The sequence below is a fragment of the Vibrio sp. Vb1127 genome (assembly GCF_033338735.1).
GTDB lineage: Bacteria > Pseudomonadota > Gammaproteobacteria > Enterobacterales > Vibrionaceae > Vibrio > Vibrio alginolyticus.
Map to the genome: position 1 here is coordinate 19011 of NZ_JAWOTF010000029.1, position 19271 is coordinate 38281.

Consider the following 19271-nt stretch of genomic DNA (forward strand, 5'->3'; position numbering starts at 1 on the left):
TAAACCTGTCGGAAGGATGCTGACACGGAACAGGAAACACCACGGACTTGGTGAACTTCAGGAAGAAGAAACGGTTATTCAGGATGAATAGTCGGGCATGGATTGCAAAATTGGACATTGAACGGAATCAATAGTGACTAGGATGGTTGCTACTAAGGACGGGAAATGGACACCTCTGGACGAGGCAAGGATTTGAACATCAGGATGATGTCAGGGACACCGCTCAGGGAACAAGTGATGAGAGCTAACGAGGATAGTTAGCAGACCAGGATAAGGTCATTAAGGACACCGCTAGGAAGGCGACGTAAGGATTAAGCTGACGGATTCAGCACACTATCATGGATTAGATGCATGGAGCACTCTTAGTAGCCGGATTGCTGCGAGTAAGACTATAACCCCGATGGGCGCAAGCCCTCGGGGTTTTTCTTTGCCTAAAGTTTTTCTCATCTGCACCGTTAAATCGCGCTTTCGAACTCCATTTATCATTCCATTTTTTCCTGCGTTAGCGACACCAAAACTGCACAAACAAAAAGAGCCGCCGAAGCAGCTCTTAAGTTGATGATACCAATCACAGTAAATAAGTGATCAGAAATAGCGTAGGGAAAATGCTTGAGAACAAGGCGCAATTTTTCGATAAGTAGTTATTCTACAATCAAAAATTGCAACGCAGTTATCGAGTATTTTAACAAGCTAGAATGACCAGTTATTCACTACGATTGGTATGAGTTTTGGTCAAGCCTTACAGTTTCTCTAGTCGTGCGTAAGCAGTTACCAACCATTTGATGCCTTCACCGTTAAAGGCAATCTGTACACGGCTCTGTGGACCACTGCCTTCGAAGTTGATGATGGTGCCTTCACCAAACTTTGGATGCATCACACGAGAACCTAGCGTAAAGCCGGTTTCATTAAAGCTCTCTTTCACAACAGTTTGGCTAAATCGACCACTGCTTGAAGGACGGCTAACTTGCGCCTTCATTCGTACTTCATCTAAACAAGTTTCTGGCAGTTCACGGATAAAGCGAGACGGTTTATGGTATTTATCCTGACCGTACAAACGACGCATTTCAGCATAAGTGATGTACAGTTTCTGCATCGCACGGGTCATGCCTACGTAACACAGACGGCGTTCTTCTTCTAAGCGCCCTGCTTCTTCTGCCGACATTTGGCTTGGGAACATGCCTTCTTCCACACCGACCATAAACACCAATGGAAACTCTAGACCTTTCGCACTGTGTAATGTCATGAGCTGAACCGCATCTTCAAATTCGTCCGCTTGTCCTTCGCCCGCTTCTAGTGCTGCGTGGGTTAGGAATGCCGTCAGCAGTGACATGTCTTCGGCTTCTTCTGGTTTCTCGAATTGGCGAGTTGCGGTCACCAATTCCTCCAAGTTCTCAATACGTGCCTTAGACTTTTCGCCCTTCTCTTGCTCGTACATCGCGAACAAGCCCGAGTATTTAATCACATGGTCAGTTTGGTGATGCAGCGGCATCTCTAAGGTGTCGTCTTCTAGCGCGGTGACAAGCTCGATAAAACGGCTCAGAGCACCAGCAGCGCGACCAGCAAGCACCTTCTCGTCCAACATAGCTACACTCGCTTCCCACATGGTGCAACCACGGTCACGAGCCGCAAAACGGATGGTTTCAAGCGTCTTATCGCCCAAACCACGCGTTGGCGTATTCACTACACGTTCAAACGCTGCATCATCGTTACGGTTGGCAATCAGACGCATGTAGCTCAAGGCATCTTTGATTTCCTGACGTTCGAAGAATCGCATGCCGCCATAGATACGATAAGGCAGACCGGCTTGAATTAACGCTTCTTCCAGAACACGCGACTGGGCGTTGTTACGGTAAAGCATCGCAGCGTCATTCAGAGCACCGCCCTTGTCTTGCCACTCTTTGATTTTGTTCACCGCAAAACGGGCTTCATCTAATTCGTTGTAAGCGCTGTAAACCGAGATAGGCTCACCGACCACGCCATCCGTCCACAACTCTTTACCCATACGCTCGGTGTTATTCGCAATCAGGGTGTTAGATGCTTCCAGAATGGTCTTAGTGGAACGGTAGTTTTGCTCAAGACGAATGGTATTCACGCTTGGGAATTCGAGCGTAAACTTCTCAATGTTCTCGACTTTTGCACCACGCCAACCATAAATCGACTGGTCGTCATCACCTACGATCATCACGTGACACTCAGGACCCGCCATCATACGTAGCCAAGCATATTGAATGTTGTTGGTATCTTGGAACTCATCCACCAAGATGTGCTTAAAGCGTGCTTGGTAGTGTTCACGAACGAACTTGTTATCACGCAGTAGCTCATGTGCGCGCAGCAAGATCTCCGCAAAATCGACTAAACCAGCACGGTCACACGCCTCTTGGTAAGCGGTGTACAACTGTAGATATGTCTTGGTCACTGGATCATGGTACGCATCAATGTGCGACGGACGCAGACCTTCGTCTTTCTTACCGTTAATCCACCATGCCACTTGGCGTGCAGGCCATTGCTTCTCATCGAGGTTTTGCGCTTTGATCAAACGCTTTAGCAGACGCTGCTGGTCGTCACTGTCAATGATTTGGAAATCTTCCGGTAGCTTCGCATCAAGATAGTGTGCACGCAGAATACGGTGACAAATGCCGTGGAAAGTACCATTCCACATACCGCCTGCACTGCCCATCATTAGCTCTTCGATACGTCCACGCATCTCTGCCGCCGCCTTATTGGTAAAGGTTACCGACATAATTGAAAACGGAGAAGCTTGCTCGACCGACATCAGCCAAGCGATACGGTGAACAAGAACGCGTGTCTTACCACTTCCTGCGCCAGCAAGAACGAGCAAGTTTTCTAGAGGTGCTGCAACGGCTTCACGTTGTTTATCGTTCAAACCGTCGAGTAATAGAGATGGATCCATCATGATGAGAGCTACTGGTTATTTATACATAAAAACCGATTATAACCTAAACAACCGGGTGCTGTTTAGACAAAACTTGATAAAAAAATCGATGTTTTTTTGCCCAACACATCAATTAGTTATACCTATTTGACCCTGCAAACCCATTTACTTCAGAAATTTTTCTGAAAGTTTTTTAGCCAGTTTCCTATCTTTTAAGTTAAGCAAGTTGATAACAAAAACGCCAAAACAGGTGATTCATCTTGCCAACTTAAAGTAAAGGAAATCATTCAGAGGAATTTATTATGAAAAAGTCGAATCTAGCTGTTACTGCTGCTGTTACTGGTCTTCTAGCTCTTGGTGGCACAATGCTAACTGCAGCTCCAGCTGTCGCTGCTGAAAAAGAAAAGTGCTATGGCGTTTCTAAAGCAGGTAAAAACGACTGTGCAACAAAAAGCAGCTCATGCGCTGGTACTTCTAAAGAAGATAACCAAAAAGACGCATTCGTAGTCGTACCAAAAGGTCTTTGTGACAAACTCGCTGGCGGTAGCACTTCTTCTTCATAATCTTTTATCGCTAGCTATTGTGAGGATGCGTTGACGCTCAACCAACGCAAAGCCAAGACGCATCCTTCTCTTCCCGCACGATTTGAAAAGGAGTTTCACGTGAAACACCACACCTTCCACGACCTTGTTGGAGTTGGATTAAGAACCCCTCACCTCGATTACTTTAGCCAAAACCAACCCGAGTTGTCTTGGTTAGAAATCCACAGTGAAAACTATTTCCAACCCAATGCAACAGAGCGCCATCAGCTACAAACGCTTCGCGAGCAATATCAAATTAGCTGCCACGGTATTGGTTTGTCGCTAGGTTCGGTGGAACGTGTTAGTCAAAAGCATCTTGCGCAACTTAAAGCACTGATTAACTCAATCGACCCAATCCTTGTTTCTGACCATTTAAGTTGGAGTGAAAACGGCGGTCACTACTTTAATGACCTGCTTCCACTTCCGTATACGGAAGAAGCGCTCAACGTGTTCACTCGTAACGTGAATGAAGTGCAGGAATATTTGCAACGCGAGATCTTGATAGAGAACCCATCTAGTTATGTGAAGTTTCAACATTCGACCATCAGCGAATGGGAGTTTCTTACCGAAGTGCAAAAGCGCACTGACTGTCGTTTATTGCTCGATCTAAACAATGTTTATGTTTCGGCGTTCAACCACGGTTTTGATTGCGACACATACCTAGATGCGATTCCAGCCGACAAAGTGGATGAGATTCACTTGGCAGGTTTTACCATCAAACAACTCGACAAAGGTGAGATATGGATTGATACCCATAGCCGCCCAGTTAGTGATGAAGTTTGGCAACTGTTAGCGCAGTGGACAAAAAAACACGGTCCACGTCATACGTTGATTGAATGGGATTTGGATATCCCCGCGCCAGAAGTCTTGCTCGAAGAAGCACAGAAAGCATCGCAACTACTGTTGCAAGGCACACTTCCAAGTGAACAAAGCGAACCAAGGAAGGCATCATGAATCTAGCCACCTTACAAAGCCAGTTTGCTAAAGCCCTACACTATCAAGCACTCGGTGAAGATTGCGATATTGCCAGTGATACGTTTACCGCTGATGAACGCATGCAGATTTACCGCAATAACTTTATCGTCAGCTTAAGCGAGGTGTTATCCGCGACCTACCCGATGGTTGAAGCGCTGCTTGGTGAAGAATGCTTTGAACAGATAGCTCGCCAGCATGTTCTTTCTTACCCATTAAAAGAAGGAAATGTGGTGCATTATGGCGAAGGCTTTCAAGACACCATCATGCAGTTTAGTCAAGTGATCGCACAAGCACCTTACAGCCCTGAAGTAGCACGCTTCGAGTGGCATATCGACCTAGCTCGTCAAGTACAGTATGAACAATCCAATGCAGCGAAATTAAAACCGCTTGCGTTACTTGGCGAAGTGAGTGAAGAGCAACAACCCGCTTTAGTCTTACACCTTAAAAAGGGCTGCCGCAACTTTGACTCCAACTACGCAGTATTCGATCTATTTAGCGCGATTCAAACTGGGCAATTCGAACAACTTAATATCAACCAATTACAGCAAGGTGTCATCTCGATTCAAGCCAATGGAGAAGCCTTGTGTCACGCACTCGATGCCGATGTGTTCCAACTGCTGCAATGTTTAGAGCAGAAACAGAGTTTGAGCGAAATACCTGAAGTTTTACTCGCTCATCTCAATCGCATCATGGCACTCGATATCGTTGACGGCTTTACATTGCAATCAATCTAAGGAGCACTCTATGACGGATACGGTTAAAAACTTAGTGAATCGGTACGACGATTTAATCAGTACCTTACAAGCAGGCTTTGTCCCTTTACTACTTCTCTTTTGTCGCTTTTGGGTTGCTTGGGTGTTCTTCAATTCAGGACTAATCAAAATCTCGTCTTGGGATAGCACGTTGTACTTATTTGAGCTGGAATACCAAGTGCCAATCTTGCCATGGGAATTGGCGGCTTATTTAGGTACGGCTGCGGAGTTGGTTCTACCGGTGTTCTTGGCACTAGGATTGATTACCCGCCCGATGGCAGCAATGCTGTTTGTGTTCAACATCATCGCAGTGATCTCTTACCCACTGTTGTGGGAGAAAGGTTTTTATGACCACCAACTTTGGGGATTGATGATTCTTATCGTAATCGTATGGGGGCCAGGACCGCTGTCTTTGGACCACATCCTGAAAAAGAAAATGACGAGCTAAAAAAATCCCCGCATCATGCGGGGATTTTTTATTATTTATTCAAGTAAGCCAGTAGCTCTTCTGCTGAGATACCTTGCTGAGCGAGGTCTTTTGCCATCTGCTCGACTTGTTCATCTTTGCGTGACTCAATCACTTGCTGAAATTGGTACACGATATCACGCAAAATTGGCAGAGGTACTTGTTTAGCCGCACTACGAATACGCTCGGAGCTTTGATTACCCAGCTCATTAAGCAACTTGCCAAACATCACCTTTTCTGGTGAATCTTCCATTTGCTCTAGAATACGAGCCATTTCATACGTGGTTAACGACATTACTTTTTGAGTTCCGTTATGGTGTCAGGAAAAGTCTGAGTGACAAATATACACGCCTTACTTACATTGGAAAATACTAAATTACACTGATTTACGCTTTCGCAAAGCTCGAGTGCCAGTTCCTCCCTGCTTTTGTAAACAGAACGACCAACGCAGGTAATAGGACCCACATATGAATTGCGATCAAGGTTTGTGGATCCAGAGATAAGCGTTGCAGTGTACCCACCAACAAACCAGAGCCACTCATTTGGAACAATCCAAGCAGTGCAGCTGCCGTGCCCGCCTTATCACCAAACGGTTCTAACGCTTTCCCTGCCGCTGCACCCAGAATGAATGCAAAACCTACAGAAGACATGAAGATAGGTAGCATGAAAGAAAGCGCGGTATTCTGACCATTCATCACTAGCATGATCACACCTGCGAGGCCCAGAGTTGAGATCCCGGTGACCAAGGTGTTGTGAGTTCCAACGCGCTCCATAAACTTAGGCGCCAGCATACATGCCGCAATGTTTATCACCGCATTTACACCAAACCAGAAAGTGAATTCATTCATCGACAGCCCCATCCCCGTCATCAATACCGACGGTGCTGAGGTAACGTAAGCAAGAATAACCGCCATCGCCATCAAGCATAATGACGCATGGAAAACAAAAGATGGTGTGCTAAGCACTGCCCAATACCGACTAAGCTTAAACACGGCTTGCTTTTCTGTTGACGGGTTAGTCTCTTTCATCATGAAAAACATTAATGATCCAGACACCACAGCAAAACCCGCCATAAAGCTAAAGTTAGCACGCCAGTCAAATTGCTGAGTTAACCAGCTACCTAGAATTGGAGCTAAAGCCGGAATGAAACAAATCGCACCGTTAAGGTAGCTGATCATTTTGCCGCTTTTTTCCGGGCCAAAGATATCGCGAACTGTTGCAAAGGCTGCTACCGATGTCGCACACGCACCTAAGCCTTGTAGCAGTCGGGAAACCAACATCCACTCAATATTTTGAGCACTCCACGCCAATAAAGCGCTCATCGCGTAAATGGTGATACCGCCCAGTGCAACAGTTCGACGTCCGAGTTTATCTGCTAGGGGACCTGCGAATAGCTGACCAACACCCATAGCAAATAAGAACCAAGTGATCGTGTCTTGTGCTAGCGCATTATCGACCTGAAAAGTGGAAGCAATAAGAGGTAAAGCAGGTAGATAAATATCAATCGCTAAAGGACTGAAAAGAACCAAAAGGGTCAATAACGCCATCTGTTTTTTACTATTAGAAAACTGGCTAGACACACAACACTCCGAATTGGATAAAGAACTTTGGGTAAAGCTTAATCATCTGATGATATGAATGGAAATGATGTATAATCATGAGCATTATTCCTCAGAGGAAATTCACTGTGAACGTCGAAAAACTGGCTCGTATCGATTTAAATCTATTGGTCTGCTTTAAAGTGCTGATTGAAGAGTTAAACGTTACTCGTGCGGCCCACCGATTGTGCTTAAGCCAATCCGCCGTAAGTAAATCACTGGCTAAACTGCGCATTCAATTTGATGACCCGCTTTTCACTCGAAACTCACATGGATTAACACCTACGCCGCGCGCATTGTTTCTTAAACCGAAACTGGATCTGTTGATAAATCAGTTAGAAGTGCTGACTCAACCCGAAGAGTTTTCTCCGCAAAGCAGCGAATACCGTTTTCAAATAGCAGCGGTAGAGAGTGTCTACCCTCTCATTCTACCCCATTTCTTACCGGCGATTTTTCAACAAGCACCTGGCGTGACAATTAGCACACACCCGTGGTCGGATAATACATTTAAAATGCTTCAACGCGGCGAACTGGATTTAGGCTTAACTGGAAAAGATATCGATATAAACGATGCCAAGCTGACTCTTCAACCACCCGATGACATTTGCGAGTTGGAAATTTATCGTGATTACCAAATGTGCATCATTCGCAAAAACCACCCTGCGCTAAAACAACCTTGGAATCTGGAAGCCTATCTCGCCCTACGCCATGTACAAGTACGTTGTGATGGCAACGACCGTTGGTTGCTGGATTATCGCCTTGCAGATATTGGCGCCGACCGCGATATTGCCGTCACCGTGCCCGACTTTAACAGTGCCGCAAGTTTATGTTCATACACCGACTTTATCTTTACTGCGCCAAGTCATTTTGTGCAACTTGCGGCCAAACAGCTTGATTTGGTCGTGCTGCCACTACCGTTAGAATTCCCACCTATGGCTTACACTTTATTCTGGCACCGAGATAGAGAAAACGACCCTGCATTAGGCTGGCTACGTACGATGATCACACAAAAAACCGATCACCTTAGATAAAAACACCGAACTCAATTTGCGCTTAGCGGCTAAAATGAGTAGCTTAACTGTCGTAGTCCTTTTTGGCTCATCTATGGCCTAGTTGTACTCCGACTCTATTGAAGTGATTGCGAACCTCAATGGAATCGTAAACTGCATGAAGCAGATGGAAACAGCTCCCACACCTGAGCATGAAGGAGCGGTAATTTGAAGGAATAACACAGATGCACAACGATACCCAAAGCCGCGTGAATGCAATTCGCGAATGGCTAGCACAACATAATATTGATGCCCTACTTGTCCCTCATGAAGACGAGTACTTGGGTGAATACGTACCAGCGCACAACGAGCGTTTACATTGGCTAACTGGCTTTACTGGTTCTGCTGGTGCTGCGGTAATCACCAAAGACAAAGCCGCTATCTTTGTTGATGGTCGCTACACAGTACAAGTAACAAAGCAGGTTCCTGCTGATCTATTCGAATACCGTCACTTGATTGAAGAGCCTGCACTAGATTGGATTAAAGACCATCTTGCAAATGGCGCGTCTGTGGCAATCGACCCTCGCATGCACAACGCTGCTTGGCTAGACATGGCACAAGCAAAACTTGCTGGCGCACTTGAGCTTAAGATTCTCGATAGCAACCCAATTGATGAACTGTGGCACGACCGCCCTGCTCCTGTGGTTTCTGATGTTCGCCTAATGGCAACAGAAGCAGTTGGTCAGTCAAGTGAAAGCAAACGCCAAGAAATCGCAGAGCTCGTGAAAAAAGCCGGTGCAGACAGCGCAGTGATCACAGCACTTGATTCTATCTGTTGGTTACTCAACGTTCGTGGTCTTGATGTATCACGTCTACCAGTTCTGCTTTCTCACGCGATTCTGCACTCAGACTCAAGCGTGGAATACTTCCTAGATCCTGCTCGCCTACCTGCTGAGTTTGACGCTCATGTTGGTGCCGGCGTGACGGTTCATCACCCAGAAGCATTGCAAGCACGACTAGAAAACCTAACTGGCAAGAATGTACTGGTTGACCCTGCGACAAGTAACGCGTGGTTTAAGCTGGTGCTTCAAAACGCAGGCGCATCTGTGGTGAGTAAAGCTGACCCATGCCTAATGCCAAAAGCGGCGAAGAACTCAGTTGAAATCGCAGGCATGAAAGCATGTCATATCCGTGATGGCGTAGCGATGAGTAAGTTCCTATCTTGGTTAGATGCTGAAGTCGTTGCGGGTAACCTGCATGATGAAGCGACGCTGGCAGACAAACTGGAAGCGTTCCGTAGCGAAGACCCGACACTTATGGATCTTAGCTTCGATACTATCTCGGCAGCAGGTGGCAACGCGGCGATGTGTCACTATAATCACGAGAACCAACCTGAACCTGGCAAGCTAGAACTGAACACACTTTACCTAGTGGATTCAGGCGGTCAGTACCTAGATGGCACGACAGACATTACGCGTACCATCGCGATCGGTCAGCCTTCACAAGAGATGATTAAACAATTCACTCTCGCGCTAAAAGGCCACATCGGTGTTGCACGTGCACGTTTCCCGAAAGGCACACGTGGTTACCAAATCGATACGCTAGCTCGTCAGCACCTGTGGGCGGAGGGCTACGATTACGATCACGGTACTGGTCACGGTGTCGGTCACTTCCTAAGTGTTCATGAAGGTCCGGCGAGCATTTCGAAGAAGCAAATCGACGTGCCTCTAACAGAAGGTATGGTGCTATCCAACGAGCCAGGTTACTACCGTGCGGATGCGTTTGGTATCCGTATCGAGAACCTAGAGCTTGTTGTTGAAACCCCAACTAACGGTGACTTCCCTGTTCTATCATTTGAGTCGCTAACACGCTGTCCAATCGACAAGCGCAATATCAACGTTGATATGCTAACTCGTCCAGAGCTTGCTTGGTTGAATGATTACCATCAGAAGGTATGGGATGAGATCAGCCCACTTGTTGAGGGTGATGTGAAAGAGTGGCTTCGTCAAGCAACGCTACCAGTAGCACACAGCTAGAAGCTAGAAGCTAGAAGCTAGAAGCTAGAAAAAAGTAGAGGGTTGATGTTTTGCATCAACCCTCTTTTTTTGCCTATGTTTCACGTGAAACATAACGATGACCAGTGGCTTTCTTTGCTACTTAACCAGAATACGCCGAGTGCCAATCTCGCCATACAGGATCAAAGCCTTTGGCTCGAATCATATCTTCCACAGAAGCAGCACTTCGCTCATCACTGATCTCAAACTGCTCGAGTTCAACATCATCCATCGCATAACCACCCGGCTGAGTTTTAGATGCAGCAGACATACTGGTGATACCTAACGGTAATGCATTGTCTCTGAACTTTGGTGATTCACGAGTCGATAATGACAACTCCACTTCTGGATTCAACAAACGATAAGCGCAAATCAGCTGAACAAGTTGCTTATCCGTCATGACTGATTTGGGTTGTAGCGCGCCCTCACAAGGACGTAAACGTGGGAAAGAAATTGAGTAACGAGTCTGCCAATACGTGCGCTCAAGATAGTCCAAGTGCGCTGCCACATAAAAGCAGTCGGTACGCCACTCTTCCAACCCTATCAATGCGCCAATACCGATCTTATCGATGCCCGATTTTGCAAGACGATCGGGTGTATCCAATCGGTATTCGAAATCCATCTTATTGCCACGCAAATGGTGCTCGGCGTAAGTCGAAGGGTGATACGTTTCTTGATAGACCATGACCGCATCTAAACCCAATGTCTTGAGCTCAGCGTATTCGTCTTGATCAAGTGGCTGTACTTCCATCGCTAAATAGTTAAAACGTTGCTTAATCATCGGCACCATTTCGCGGAAGTATTTCATGCCCACTTTGGTTTCGTGTTCGCCAGTCACCAGCAATACGCTATCAAACTTCATGCGCTTGATTGCTTCGACCTCTGCAACCACTTCGTCCCGATTCAAGGTACGACGTTTGATTCTGTTCTCCATCGAGAAGCCACAATAAGTACAAGCATTGGCGCACAAGTTAGAAAGGTACAATGGAATATAAAGCGACATGGTATTGCCAAAACGCTTGCGAGTTGCCGAGTATGACAACTGCGCCATTTGCTCTAAGTACGCTTCAGCCGCTGGTGAAATTAGCGCTTTAAAGTCTTCCAAATCACGCTTGGGTTTATTCAATGCTCGCTCGACGTCTTTTGCCGTTTTCGCATAGATCGACATCGAAATGTCATCCCAATTAAGCTGCTTAAATTGTTCAACGAAGCTCATGTTTTCCTCGCTTATTAGCTAAATCAATCTAGGGCTAAAGCTCATCTAGGAATGACGTCAGTGGACTCGACGCAACCGCATGAGAAACCTTACCAGCAAGTCCGGCTTCATAAGCCATACGCCCCGACTCTACCGCCAACTTAAATGCCTTCGCCATCGCAACAGGATCGCTCGAAGCTGCAATCGCAGTATTAACGAGAACGGCATCCGCGCCCATTTCCATCGCACGCGCGGCATGTGAAGGAGCACCAATACCCGCATCAACAATGACAGGAACATTGGCTTGGTCGATGATGATCTCTAGGAAATCGTGAGAAACTATCCCTTTGTTGGAACCAATCGGCGCACCTAATGGCATGACCGCAGCACAGCCTACTTCTTCCAATCGTTTACACAGAACCGGGTCAGCATGACAGTAAGGAAGGACAATGAAGCCTTCACGAACCAGCTGTTCAGCGGCTGCAAGTGTCTCAATTGGATCGGGCATTAAGTACTTCGGGTCTGGATGAATTTCCAGTTTTAGCCAGTTAGTACCCAACGCTTCTCGCGCCAGTTGTGCAGCAAACACAGCATCTTTAGCATTTTTTGCACCTGAGGTGTTCGGCAATAAGTTCACACCCGCTTGTACTAACGGCAACAAAATATCGTCTTGTTGGTCGTTCACATCCACACGCTTCAACGCCATAGTCGCAAGTTGAGAACCCGATACTTGAATCGCTTCTGCCATTAATCGGCTGTTGGCAAACTTCCCTGTTCCCGTAAACAGTCTTGATTCGAATTGTTTATCACCAATTTTAAGCATCGACTTTAACCCCCTGCGATCGCTTGAAACAAAGAGATGCTATCTCCCTGTGAAAGAACTGTGCTAGCCCACTCACTGCGCGGCACAACATTGTTATTAATTGCAAAAACACAGCCAATTTCAGGCAGCGCAAATTGACTAATGATTTGCTGTAGATTCGACTCACTGGCAACTTGATGTGACTGGTCATTGATGACAATAGTGATCACATCTAAGTCAGCAGCGGTCATTTGTGTTGTTTGTTGTTCTGATAACGTCATTGCTTCCAACTCTCTTAATTCTGCCTATTACTCGTAAGCTAAATCTGAGCACACACTTGGCACTGTTTGTCTTTGCTTATCGCCATGGTTTGCCATTGCAGTTTCAACCCATCAAACAGATGCAACTTGGCAGTCTCGACATGAAACTTTCCCGTCGCCAGTTTTTGAATTGCCGCTATCGCTTGGTAGTTGCCAAGTGTGCCCACCACCGGACCGACGACACCACTCTCACTGCACTTTTGCGTTTGCGGTAATTCGTCGAACGGATACAAACAGCGGTAACAGGCTGTACTCTCTGCTTCTTGTTCAATCTGCGTTTGATAATCAAAGACAGCGAATTGCCCTTGCCAACCAATTGCCGCCGCCGAGATGAGCGGCGTATTTTGCTCGAAACAAACTTGGTTAATGAGCTGACGCGTTGGCATGTTATCGGTGCAGTCGAGCACCACATCCGCTAGTATCACCTCAAGCTGAAGCTGTGCTTTGTCTAATCGCTTATTGAGGGCACGAATTTGAACCATAGAATTAAGGTCAGTCAGTTGCTTTACAGTCGCTTTTGTTTTCGCAACTTGTAGGTCTTGTTCACGATAAATGATCTGACGTTGTAGGTTACTGCTATCAACTTCATCGTCATCGACCACTACCAATTTACCAACACCCGCTGATGCCAAGTACAAACTCGCTGCGCTCCCTAACCCACCACAACCGATGATCAGCACATGCGATTTGCTCAAACGCTTTTGCCCAATTTCGGCAATTTCAGGCAGAGCGACTTGGCGCTGATAGCGAAGGAACTGCTTATCCGTGAGCATGCTCGCCTCTCTTGGTATCCGCCAACTCACTATTCTGATCAGTGAACGTTAGCTGTCTTTCCTTCATCAGTTGTGCGAAGAACTCGATGACCGATTGAGGTGATTCTGCCAACGTAATAGCACGCACTACTGCTAAGCTAGAAACACCTGTTTGCCAAACTTGGTCAGCATTAGATTGGTCAATGCCACCAATCGCGACCGTCGGAAAGCCAAGCACATAGTCACTACCTGCTTTGTCTTTTGCGGGACGGAAAACCAACTCTGTGTTTCCGTAAGGAATGCTATCAATCAGCTTTTGATAAAGAGACAAGCGCACCAAACCTTGTGGTTTCGATGGCATCTGTTTTGTGGTGGTTGGGAAAATATGCCCTAGCGCGATGTAACTAGGATGAATTTGTACGATGCGCAGTAGCTCATAATAACCATGAGTAGAAAGACCAAGACAAATGCCGGCTTTAGTTAGCTGAGCCAAATTCGATTCTTCTATGTCTTCTTGTCCTAGGTGAACACCATAAGCGCCATGCTTGATTGCCAACTGCCAATAGTCATTGATGAACACTTGTGCTTGATACTGACGACCTAGCTCAATTGCTCGAATGATCTGTTGTTCTAAATCGGCTTGTTGTGGGTTCTTTATTCGCAGTTGAATAGTGTTGATGCCTAATGGCAGTAGACGCTCAATCCAAGCAACATCATCAACGACTGGATAGAGCCCTAGACTTTGCTTAGTTAGGGTTGGAAAGCTAACGCTCTCACCTTGTGCAGACCAACCAACTTGAATACCTAGCCGGTTATCCTCTAGTACAGGTGTGGGGAAATCATCAAATTGGTCAGCCCACTGAGTAGATCTTCCCTCACCAAGGTTGTCATTCAACAGTGTTTCACGTGAAACATTCGCTTGTTGAGTTAGCATTCCTCGAGCAAGTGCTAACGCATCTTCGATAGGAAAATCGAGTACTGTCAGAGTTACTATCCAAGCAAGGTGATGTTCGGGATCGAACATTGCGTTGAATTTGGACTTAACGGAAAGCGCTCTCACTTCGTTGTTAATTGGGTGACGCCAGATATCAAGCTGAAGCACTTTCTCCTTTTCATCGGATACTTGCGTATCAGCAATGCCAATATAAATCGCTTTCGACGGTTGCTTAGCACACGCTTCTACCGATAAAGCAGAGCGGTAATAGAGCACAAATGAACTCTCATTCTCAGAGTCATAACCATCAATAAGATCTGTCGTTATGCGTGTGGTCTGTTGGTCGCGAACAAGCTGAATAGATTGAGTTGGGCTCACACCCAACTCAATGTCTTCGATGCTAAAACCCTGTTCTTTCGCCAACAACAAACATTGCTGAACTAAACCAGTCAGTTCAATCAATGATGACGGAATAAGGATTTTGCTCATTAGTCACTTACCTCGGCATGTGCTGCTGGGTGGTATAGCTCAGAACCTGACTCTCTAAATTCTTGCGATTTTTGACGCATCCCCTCAAGAGGATCATCCAGCATTTTGATCGATATAGCTTGGTCCGCAGCAACTTGCTCAGTGTCTTTCGCATATTCTCGAACCTCTTGCGAGATCTTCATCGAGCAGAACTTTGGCCCACACATCGAACAGAAGTGAGCAACTTTGCCAGACTCTTGAGGCAAGGTTTCATCATGGAAAGTACGAGCAGTATCTGGGTCGAGCGACAAGTTAAATTGGTCTTCCCAGCGGAACTCAAAGCGAGCTTTAGACAGCGCATTATCACGAACTTGTGCACCAGGGTGTCCCTTCGCTAAATCAGCGGCGTGCGCAGCAAGCTTGTAAGTGATCATGCCTACTTTCACGTCTTCTTTGTTTGGTAAACCAAGGTGCTCTTTAGGAGTTACGTAGCAAAGCATTGCACAGCCATACCAACCAATCATGGCAGCGCCGATGCCTGAAGTAATATGGTCGTAACCAGGAGCGACGTCTGTCGTCAATGGACCAAGGGTATAGAAAGGAGCCTCATGACAGTGCTCTAACTGCTCTTCCATGTTCTCTTTGATCATATGCATTGGAACATGACCAGGGCCTTCAATAATCACCTGTACGTCGTATTCCCACGCAACCTTGGTCAATTCGCCAAGAGTACGAAGCTCTGCAAATTGCGCTTCATCGTTAGCATCAGCAACCGAGCCAGGACGCAGACCATCACCGAGAGAGAGTGCGACATCGTACTTAGCACAGATTTCACAAATCTCTCGGAAGTGAGTGTACAAGAAGCTTTCTTGGTGATGCGCTAAGCACCATTTCGCAATGATAGAACCACCACGAGAGACGATACCAGTCACACGTTTTGCAGTCATTGGAACATAGCGAAGTAGTAAACCGGCATGGATAGTGAAGTAGTCAACGCCCTGCTCTGCTTGCTCGATCAGAGTATCGCGCATCACTTCCCAGTTAAGGTTTTCCGCAACACCATTCACTTTCTCAAGCGCTTGATACATTGGTACGGTACCGATCGGAACCGGACTGTTACGTAGAATCCACTCGCGAGTTTCGTGGATGTTACGTCCAGTAGAGAGATCCATAACGGTATCTCCACCCCAACGTGTCGCCCAAACGAGCTTCTCTACTTCTTCCTCAATCGAAGAAGTGACCGATGAGTTACCGATGTTGGCGTTCACTTTGACCAAAAAGTTACGTCCAATGATCATTGGTTCGGATTCTGGGTGGTTAATATTGGAAGGGATAATAGCGCGACCTTCGGCGACTTCTTTGCGCACGAATTCGGCGGTAATATCTTTTGGTAGGTTCGCTCCGAAGCTTTGACCCGGATGCTGTTGATTCAGCACTTCATCGCGATACTTGGCACGCCCCATGTTTTCACGCAGCGCGATATATTCCATTTCTGGGGTAATAATACCTTTGCGAGCATAGTGCAATTGAGTCACACAATGGCCATCTTTGGCACGTCGAATACGTGGTAGATTTCCGTAACGAAGATCGTCTAGCGTTTCATCTTCTAAGCGCTCTTTGGTGTATACCGAGCTTACTTCATCAAGTAGCTCAGTATCGGCACGCTCTTCAATCCACCCTTCTCTCAGCTTAGGTAAGCCGCTATAGAGGTCTATGGTGTGCTCTGGATCTGTGTATACACCCGACGTATCGTAAACGCGTACTGGCTCATTAGGTTCGAATATAGGCGCTTCTTTTGTGCCTCCAATAAGGCTATCAGCGAGTGATATCTCACGCATTGGCACACGAATATCTGGACGTGAGCCTTCTACGTAGACTTTGCTTGAATTGGGGTACGGTTGTACCGAGAGTGTATCAATGAACTGTTTTGCTTCCAGTCTCGCTTGTTTGCGACTCGACATAGCATTTTTCCTTGCTTTGTTATACTAGATAAAAAGTAATTGGATAAAAATGCTTGGCGGATAGATGCGACAAGAGGAGTCAAATTAAGGCTAGTTAAAGCTTACGATATTTGCCTGTAACAACATTCGACTTTTGATAGGTCAACCAGAAAGAACTCCGGTGTGAATATCTTCTCTTGTTCCCTTCGCAGATTCTAATCTGATCAGGTTCAACGGATCCCGAATTAACGGTCTCAGCCTTATGGCACTCCGACAAGTGATGTCAGTATATAAAAACGGCTTGGTGAAACCAAGCCGACCTGTTCAATTTTTAACTACTTTGCTAGCTGCGCATCAATAATTGAAAGCCTATCCACGCCGCTGAAATACTTAACACTACATTCAACAATACGTTCAACCCCATCTTAAAGAAAGCGCCCTGCTGCATAAGCAACACATTATCCATCGAGAAGGTGGAAAACGTCGTTAGTGCCCCTAAAAAACCCAAGCCAATCACTTGTCGCCAAGGTTCCGTTGCCAAAAGTTCATTATCGAAAGCTGCTATCAATAAGCCCATCATAAATGAGCCAACAACGTTAACGGTTAACGTACCATATGGAAAACCACGCCCCAATAAAATGACACAAAGTTCAGAAATTAAGTAACGAGAACATGCACCAAATGCACCACCCAATGCAATAAAACCCAAAACGGATAGTTGTCCCATAATTCCCCCAGAAAAGTTAATGGCGACATTGTAATCAAATTTACGGCAATAGTGATTATACAATCTTAGAATTCAGCAAAGTATAGCGCTTAAAACTTATCAAGATTTTAAAAGTTACAGGAGTCACTTTACTTCAATGTACCCCATCAAACCCGTCTTCATATGTTCAATTACATGACAATGGTACATCCAACGCCCTGGGTTATCTGCAACAAATGCCGCTTTCGCACTGCCGTTTTTTCCAAGTAAGACCGTATCGGTATGAAACGGTTCGTCGAGTTTTTTGCCATCTAACTCAAGAACCGTAAATGTGTGTCCATGAAGATGAATAGGATGATGATATTGGGTGACGTTCTTTAGGTTGAAGATATAGGTTTTTCCAATCTCCAATGTTGAAAGCGGCGCTGGAATATTATCTTTGCTCATTCCCTCCCAAGCCCGTTTGTTCATCAGCCAGAATTGGGGGATCGCTTTGCCCGATTGATCAGCAGGAGTGATCGCCCCCTCCCACTCAAACACATAATCGATTTGCTCTGCATTTTTCAAATCGAGAGCTGGCACAGGGTTGAGAGGTAATAAAGGCAGTTTCTGGTTGTTCGACAGGTCAGACTCAACAACGTCAAACTCGCACAAAGGGAATGGGAAGCGTCCTTTCATTTGACGCACATAAACACGTTTTCCAGCCTTTGGAGCAATCAATCCGACATCTAACCTCATTCCTGGACCAATTTTATGCTGAGTGAGCTTGTAAGGCGTTTTAACAGGGTTACCATCAATAGCGATAACCCAAGCCTCTGCACCTTCAATAGCGATCGGGTAAGTAATGGTGTTATCGACATTAGCAATTCTTAATCGCGTGGTAGCATTCTGCTTCAGCGTATAAACAGGTTCATGCACACCATTGACGCTACTCCACTCTCCGGGAGTCCCCATACGAGCGCTCAAGCGCGGTACCATAAGGTTCTTCCACTGACCTTGTTTGTCTAAATGCCAATGCTTTAGAACTATTTCCTGTTCTTCATCAAATAGAACAGGCTCAGCCTCTTCAACGATAATTAGCCCAACTAAGCCCATACCAAGTTGCTTAACGCTATTCATGTGGGGGTGATACCAAAACGTACCTGCATCTGGCGGTGTAAATTCATAAACGAATGTTTCACCCGGCATGATAGGCGGCTGGCTTAAGAAAGGTACACCATCCATTTCAATAGGGATTCGCAAGCCATGCCAGTGGATTGTAGTCGGCTCTGAAAGCTTGTTAGTAAACCTAATTATAACTTTCTCGCCTTGGCGACAACGAATCGTAGGCGCTGGAATCGAACCATTAAATGCGAGTACGTCTGTGTTAAACCCAGGGATAAATTCTGCAGTAGAAGGCTCTGCAGTGATATCGTATATATATTGCCTCTGCTTATTAGTGCTCCTAGATAGAGAACATGCAGGTAGAACGGTAAGCGCGGAGATTGCTAAGGATGATTGAAGAAAGCGTCGACGAGATATATCCATACATAGTTACTCATTAATCCAGATCGGTTGAGTGTAACTAAATATAAATAGTGATTCCCCTTTATTATTAAAATTTCGGGCCACTGATCATTACAGCTAACTGTAGTTTCGTTCGTTCAGTAGATTAAATGCTGCCAAAGTACAGCAGAAAGCCATACTTACGGGATAAGAGTAGAAATAAGCTGTAATAATGAGAAGAAACCAGATACAAAAAAGGCCCTGACCTAAGTCAGAGCCTGATATATGGCAGGGGTGGAGAGATTCGAACTCCCAACACGCGGATTTGGAATCCGCTGCTCTGCCAATTGGAGCTACACCC

Annotated in this window: 17 protein-coding genes and 1 riboswitch; of the genes, 6 read left to right on the top strand and 11 right to left on the bottom strand. The window is 46.0% G+C overall.

Features of this window, described 5'->3' with window-relative positions; translation table 11 throughout:
• Positions 1-739: 739 nt before the first annotated feature.
• Complete coding sequence (gene uvrD / locus R7H07_RS21730; RefSeq protein ID WP_005378778.1) at positions 740-2914, bottom strand: DNA helicase II; 2175 nt, start codon at positions 2912-2914, stop codon at positions 740-742.
• 281 nt (positions 2915-3195) lie between these two features.
• Here uvrD and R7H07_RS21735 point away from each other — a divergent pair, with 281 nt between their 5' ends.
• From R7H07_RS21735 to R7H07_RS21750, 4 genes are all read left to right on the top strand, one after another.
• Entirely contained in the window at positions 3196-3456 is a 261-nt protein-coding gene (locus R7H07_RS21735) for a DUF2282 domain-containing protein (RefSeq protein WP_005378779.1), read from the top strand.
• A gap of 99 nt (positions 3457-3555) precedes the next feature.
• On the top strand, positions 3556-4428 hold the full coding sequence (locus R7H07_RS21740; protein WP_206960102.1) for a DUF692 domain-containing protein: 873 nt from the start codon (positions 3556-3558) through the stop codon (positions 4426-4428).
• Positions 4425-5183: a DNA-binding domain-containing protein gene (locus R7H07_RS21745; protein ID WP_206960100.1), complete on the top strand. Its 759-nt coding sequence runs from the start codon at positions 4425-4427 to the stop codon at positions 5181-5183. Before R7H07_RS21740 ends, R7H07_RS21745 begins: the two co-directional genes overlap by 4 nt.
• A 10-nt stretch (positions 5184-5193) precedes the next feature.
• Positions 5194-5649 carry a DoxX family protein gene (locus tag R7H07_RS21750; RefSeq protein ID WP_054702525.1) on the top strand — a complete coding sequence of 152 codons (456 nt, stop codon included), beginning with the start codon at positions 5194-5196 and terminating at the stop codon, positions 5647-5649.
• Positions 5650-5680: 31 nt separating this feature from the next.
• On the opposite strand, the gene R7H07_RS21755 is transcribed toward R7H07_RS21750, so the two are convergent.
• Together R7H07_RS21755 and R7H07_RS21760 are read right to left on the bottom strand one after the other, a co-directional pair.
• On the bottom strand, positions 5681-5962 hold the full coding sequence (locus R7H07_RS21755; RefSeq protein WP_005378786.1) for a hypothetical protein: 282 nt from the start codon (positions 5960-5962) through the stop codon (positions 5681-5683).
• Positions 5963-6053: 91 nt separating this feature from the next.
• A complete protein-coding gene (locus R7H07_RS21760) occupies positions 6054-7247 on the bottom strand; it encodes a multidrug effflux MFS transporter (RefSeq protein ID WP_206960099.1) in 1194 nt (397 codons plus the stop codon).
• Positions 7248-7354: 107 nt separating this feature from the next.
• Between R7H07_RS21760 and R7H07_RS21765 the strand changes: the two genes are divergently transcribed.
• Together R7H07_RS21765 and R7H07_RS21770 are read left to right on the top strand one after the other, a co-directional pair.
• Positions 7355-8296 carry a LysR family transcriptional regulator gene (locus R7H07_RS21765; RefSeq protein ID WP_005378791.1) on the top strand — a complete coding sequence of 314 codons (942 nt, stop codon included), beginning with the start codon at positions 7355-7357 and terminating at the stop codon, positions 8294-8296.
• A gap of 203 nt (positions 8297-8499) precedes the next feature.
• Positions 8500-10290, top strand: a complete 1791-nt coding sequence (locus R7H07_RS21770; protein ID WP_065274961.1) for an aminopeptidase P family protein — start codon at positions 8500-8502, stop codon at positions 10288-10290.
• 121 nt (positions 10291-10411) lie between these two features.
• Here the strand turns inward: R7H07_RS21770 and thiH are convergent, their stop codons facing one another.
• From thiH to R7H07_RS21810, 8 genes are all read right to left on the bottom strand, one after another.
• Entirely contained in the window at positions 10412-11524 is a 1113-nt protein-coding gene (gene thiH, locus R7H07_RS21775; protein ID WP_065274962.1) for a 2-iminoacetate synthase ThiH, read from the bottom strand.
• A 34-nt stretch (positions 11525-11558) separates the two neighbouring features.
• The gene (locus R7H07_RS21780) at positions 11559-12326 is read right to left on the bottom strand and encodes a thiazole synthase (RefSeq protein WP_065274963.1); all 768 of its coding nucleotides are present in this window, start codon (positions 12324-12326) and stop codon (positions 11559-11561) included.
• Positions 12327-12331: 5 nt separating this feature from the next.
• Positions 12332-12586 carry a sulfur carrier protein ThiS gene (gene thiS, locus R7H07_RS21785; RefSeq protein ID WP_065274964.1) on the bottom strand — a complete coding sequence of 85 codons (255 nt, stop codon included), beginning with the start codon at positions 12584-12586 and terminating at the stop codon, positions 12332-12334.
• A 38-nt stretch (positions 12587-12624) separates the two neighbouring features.
• A complete protein-coding gene (locus R7H07_RS21790; RefSeq protein WP_065274965.1) occupies positions 12625-13398 on the bottom strand; it encodes a HesA/MoeB/ThiF family protein in 774 nt (257 codons plus the stop codon).
• Positions 13385-14800 carry a thiamine phosphate synthase gene (locus tag R7H07_RS21795; RefSeq protein WP_206954906.1) on the bottom strand — a complete coding sequence of 472 codons (1416 nt, stop codon included), beginning with the start codon at positions 14798-14800 and terminating at the stop codon, positions 13385-13387. The genes R7H07_RS21790 and R7H07_RS21795 overlap by 14 nt, the downstream gene beginning before the upstream one ends.
• Positions 14800-16740 (bottom strand): phosphomethylpyrimidine synthase ThiC, encoded by a 1941-nt coding sequence (gene thiC / locus R7H07_RS21800; protein ID WP_206960098.1) that lies wholly within the window; start codon positions 16738-16740, stop codon positions 14800-14802. The genes R7H07_RS21795 and thiC overlap by 1 nt, the downstream gene beginning before the upstream one ends.
• A 163-nt stretch (positions 16741-16903) precedes the next feature.
• Positions 16904-17002, bottom strand: a riboswitch (TPP riboswitch).
• Between the two features lie 60 nt (positions 17003-17062).
• Positions 17063-17446: a fluoride efflux transporter CrcB gene (gene crcB / locus R7H07_RS21805; RefSeq protein ID WP_005378811.1), complete on the bottom strand. Its 384-nt coding sequence runs from the start codon at positions 17444-17446 to the stop codon at positions 17063-17065.
• Between the two features lie 123 nt (positions 17447-17569).
• Positions 17570-18952, bottom strand: coding sequence for a multicopper oxidase family protein (locus tag R7H07_RS21810; RefSeq protein ID WP_206960097.1), 1383 nt, complete (start codon positions 18950-18952; stop codon positions 17570-17572).
• Positions 18953-19271 lie beyond the last annotated feature (319 nt).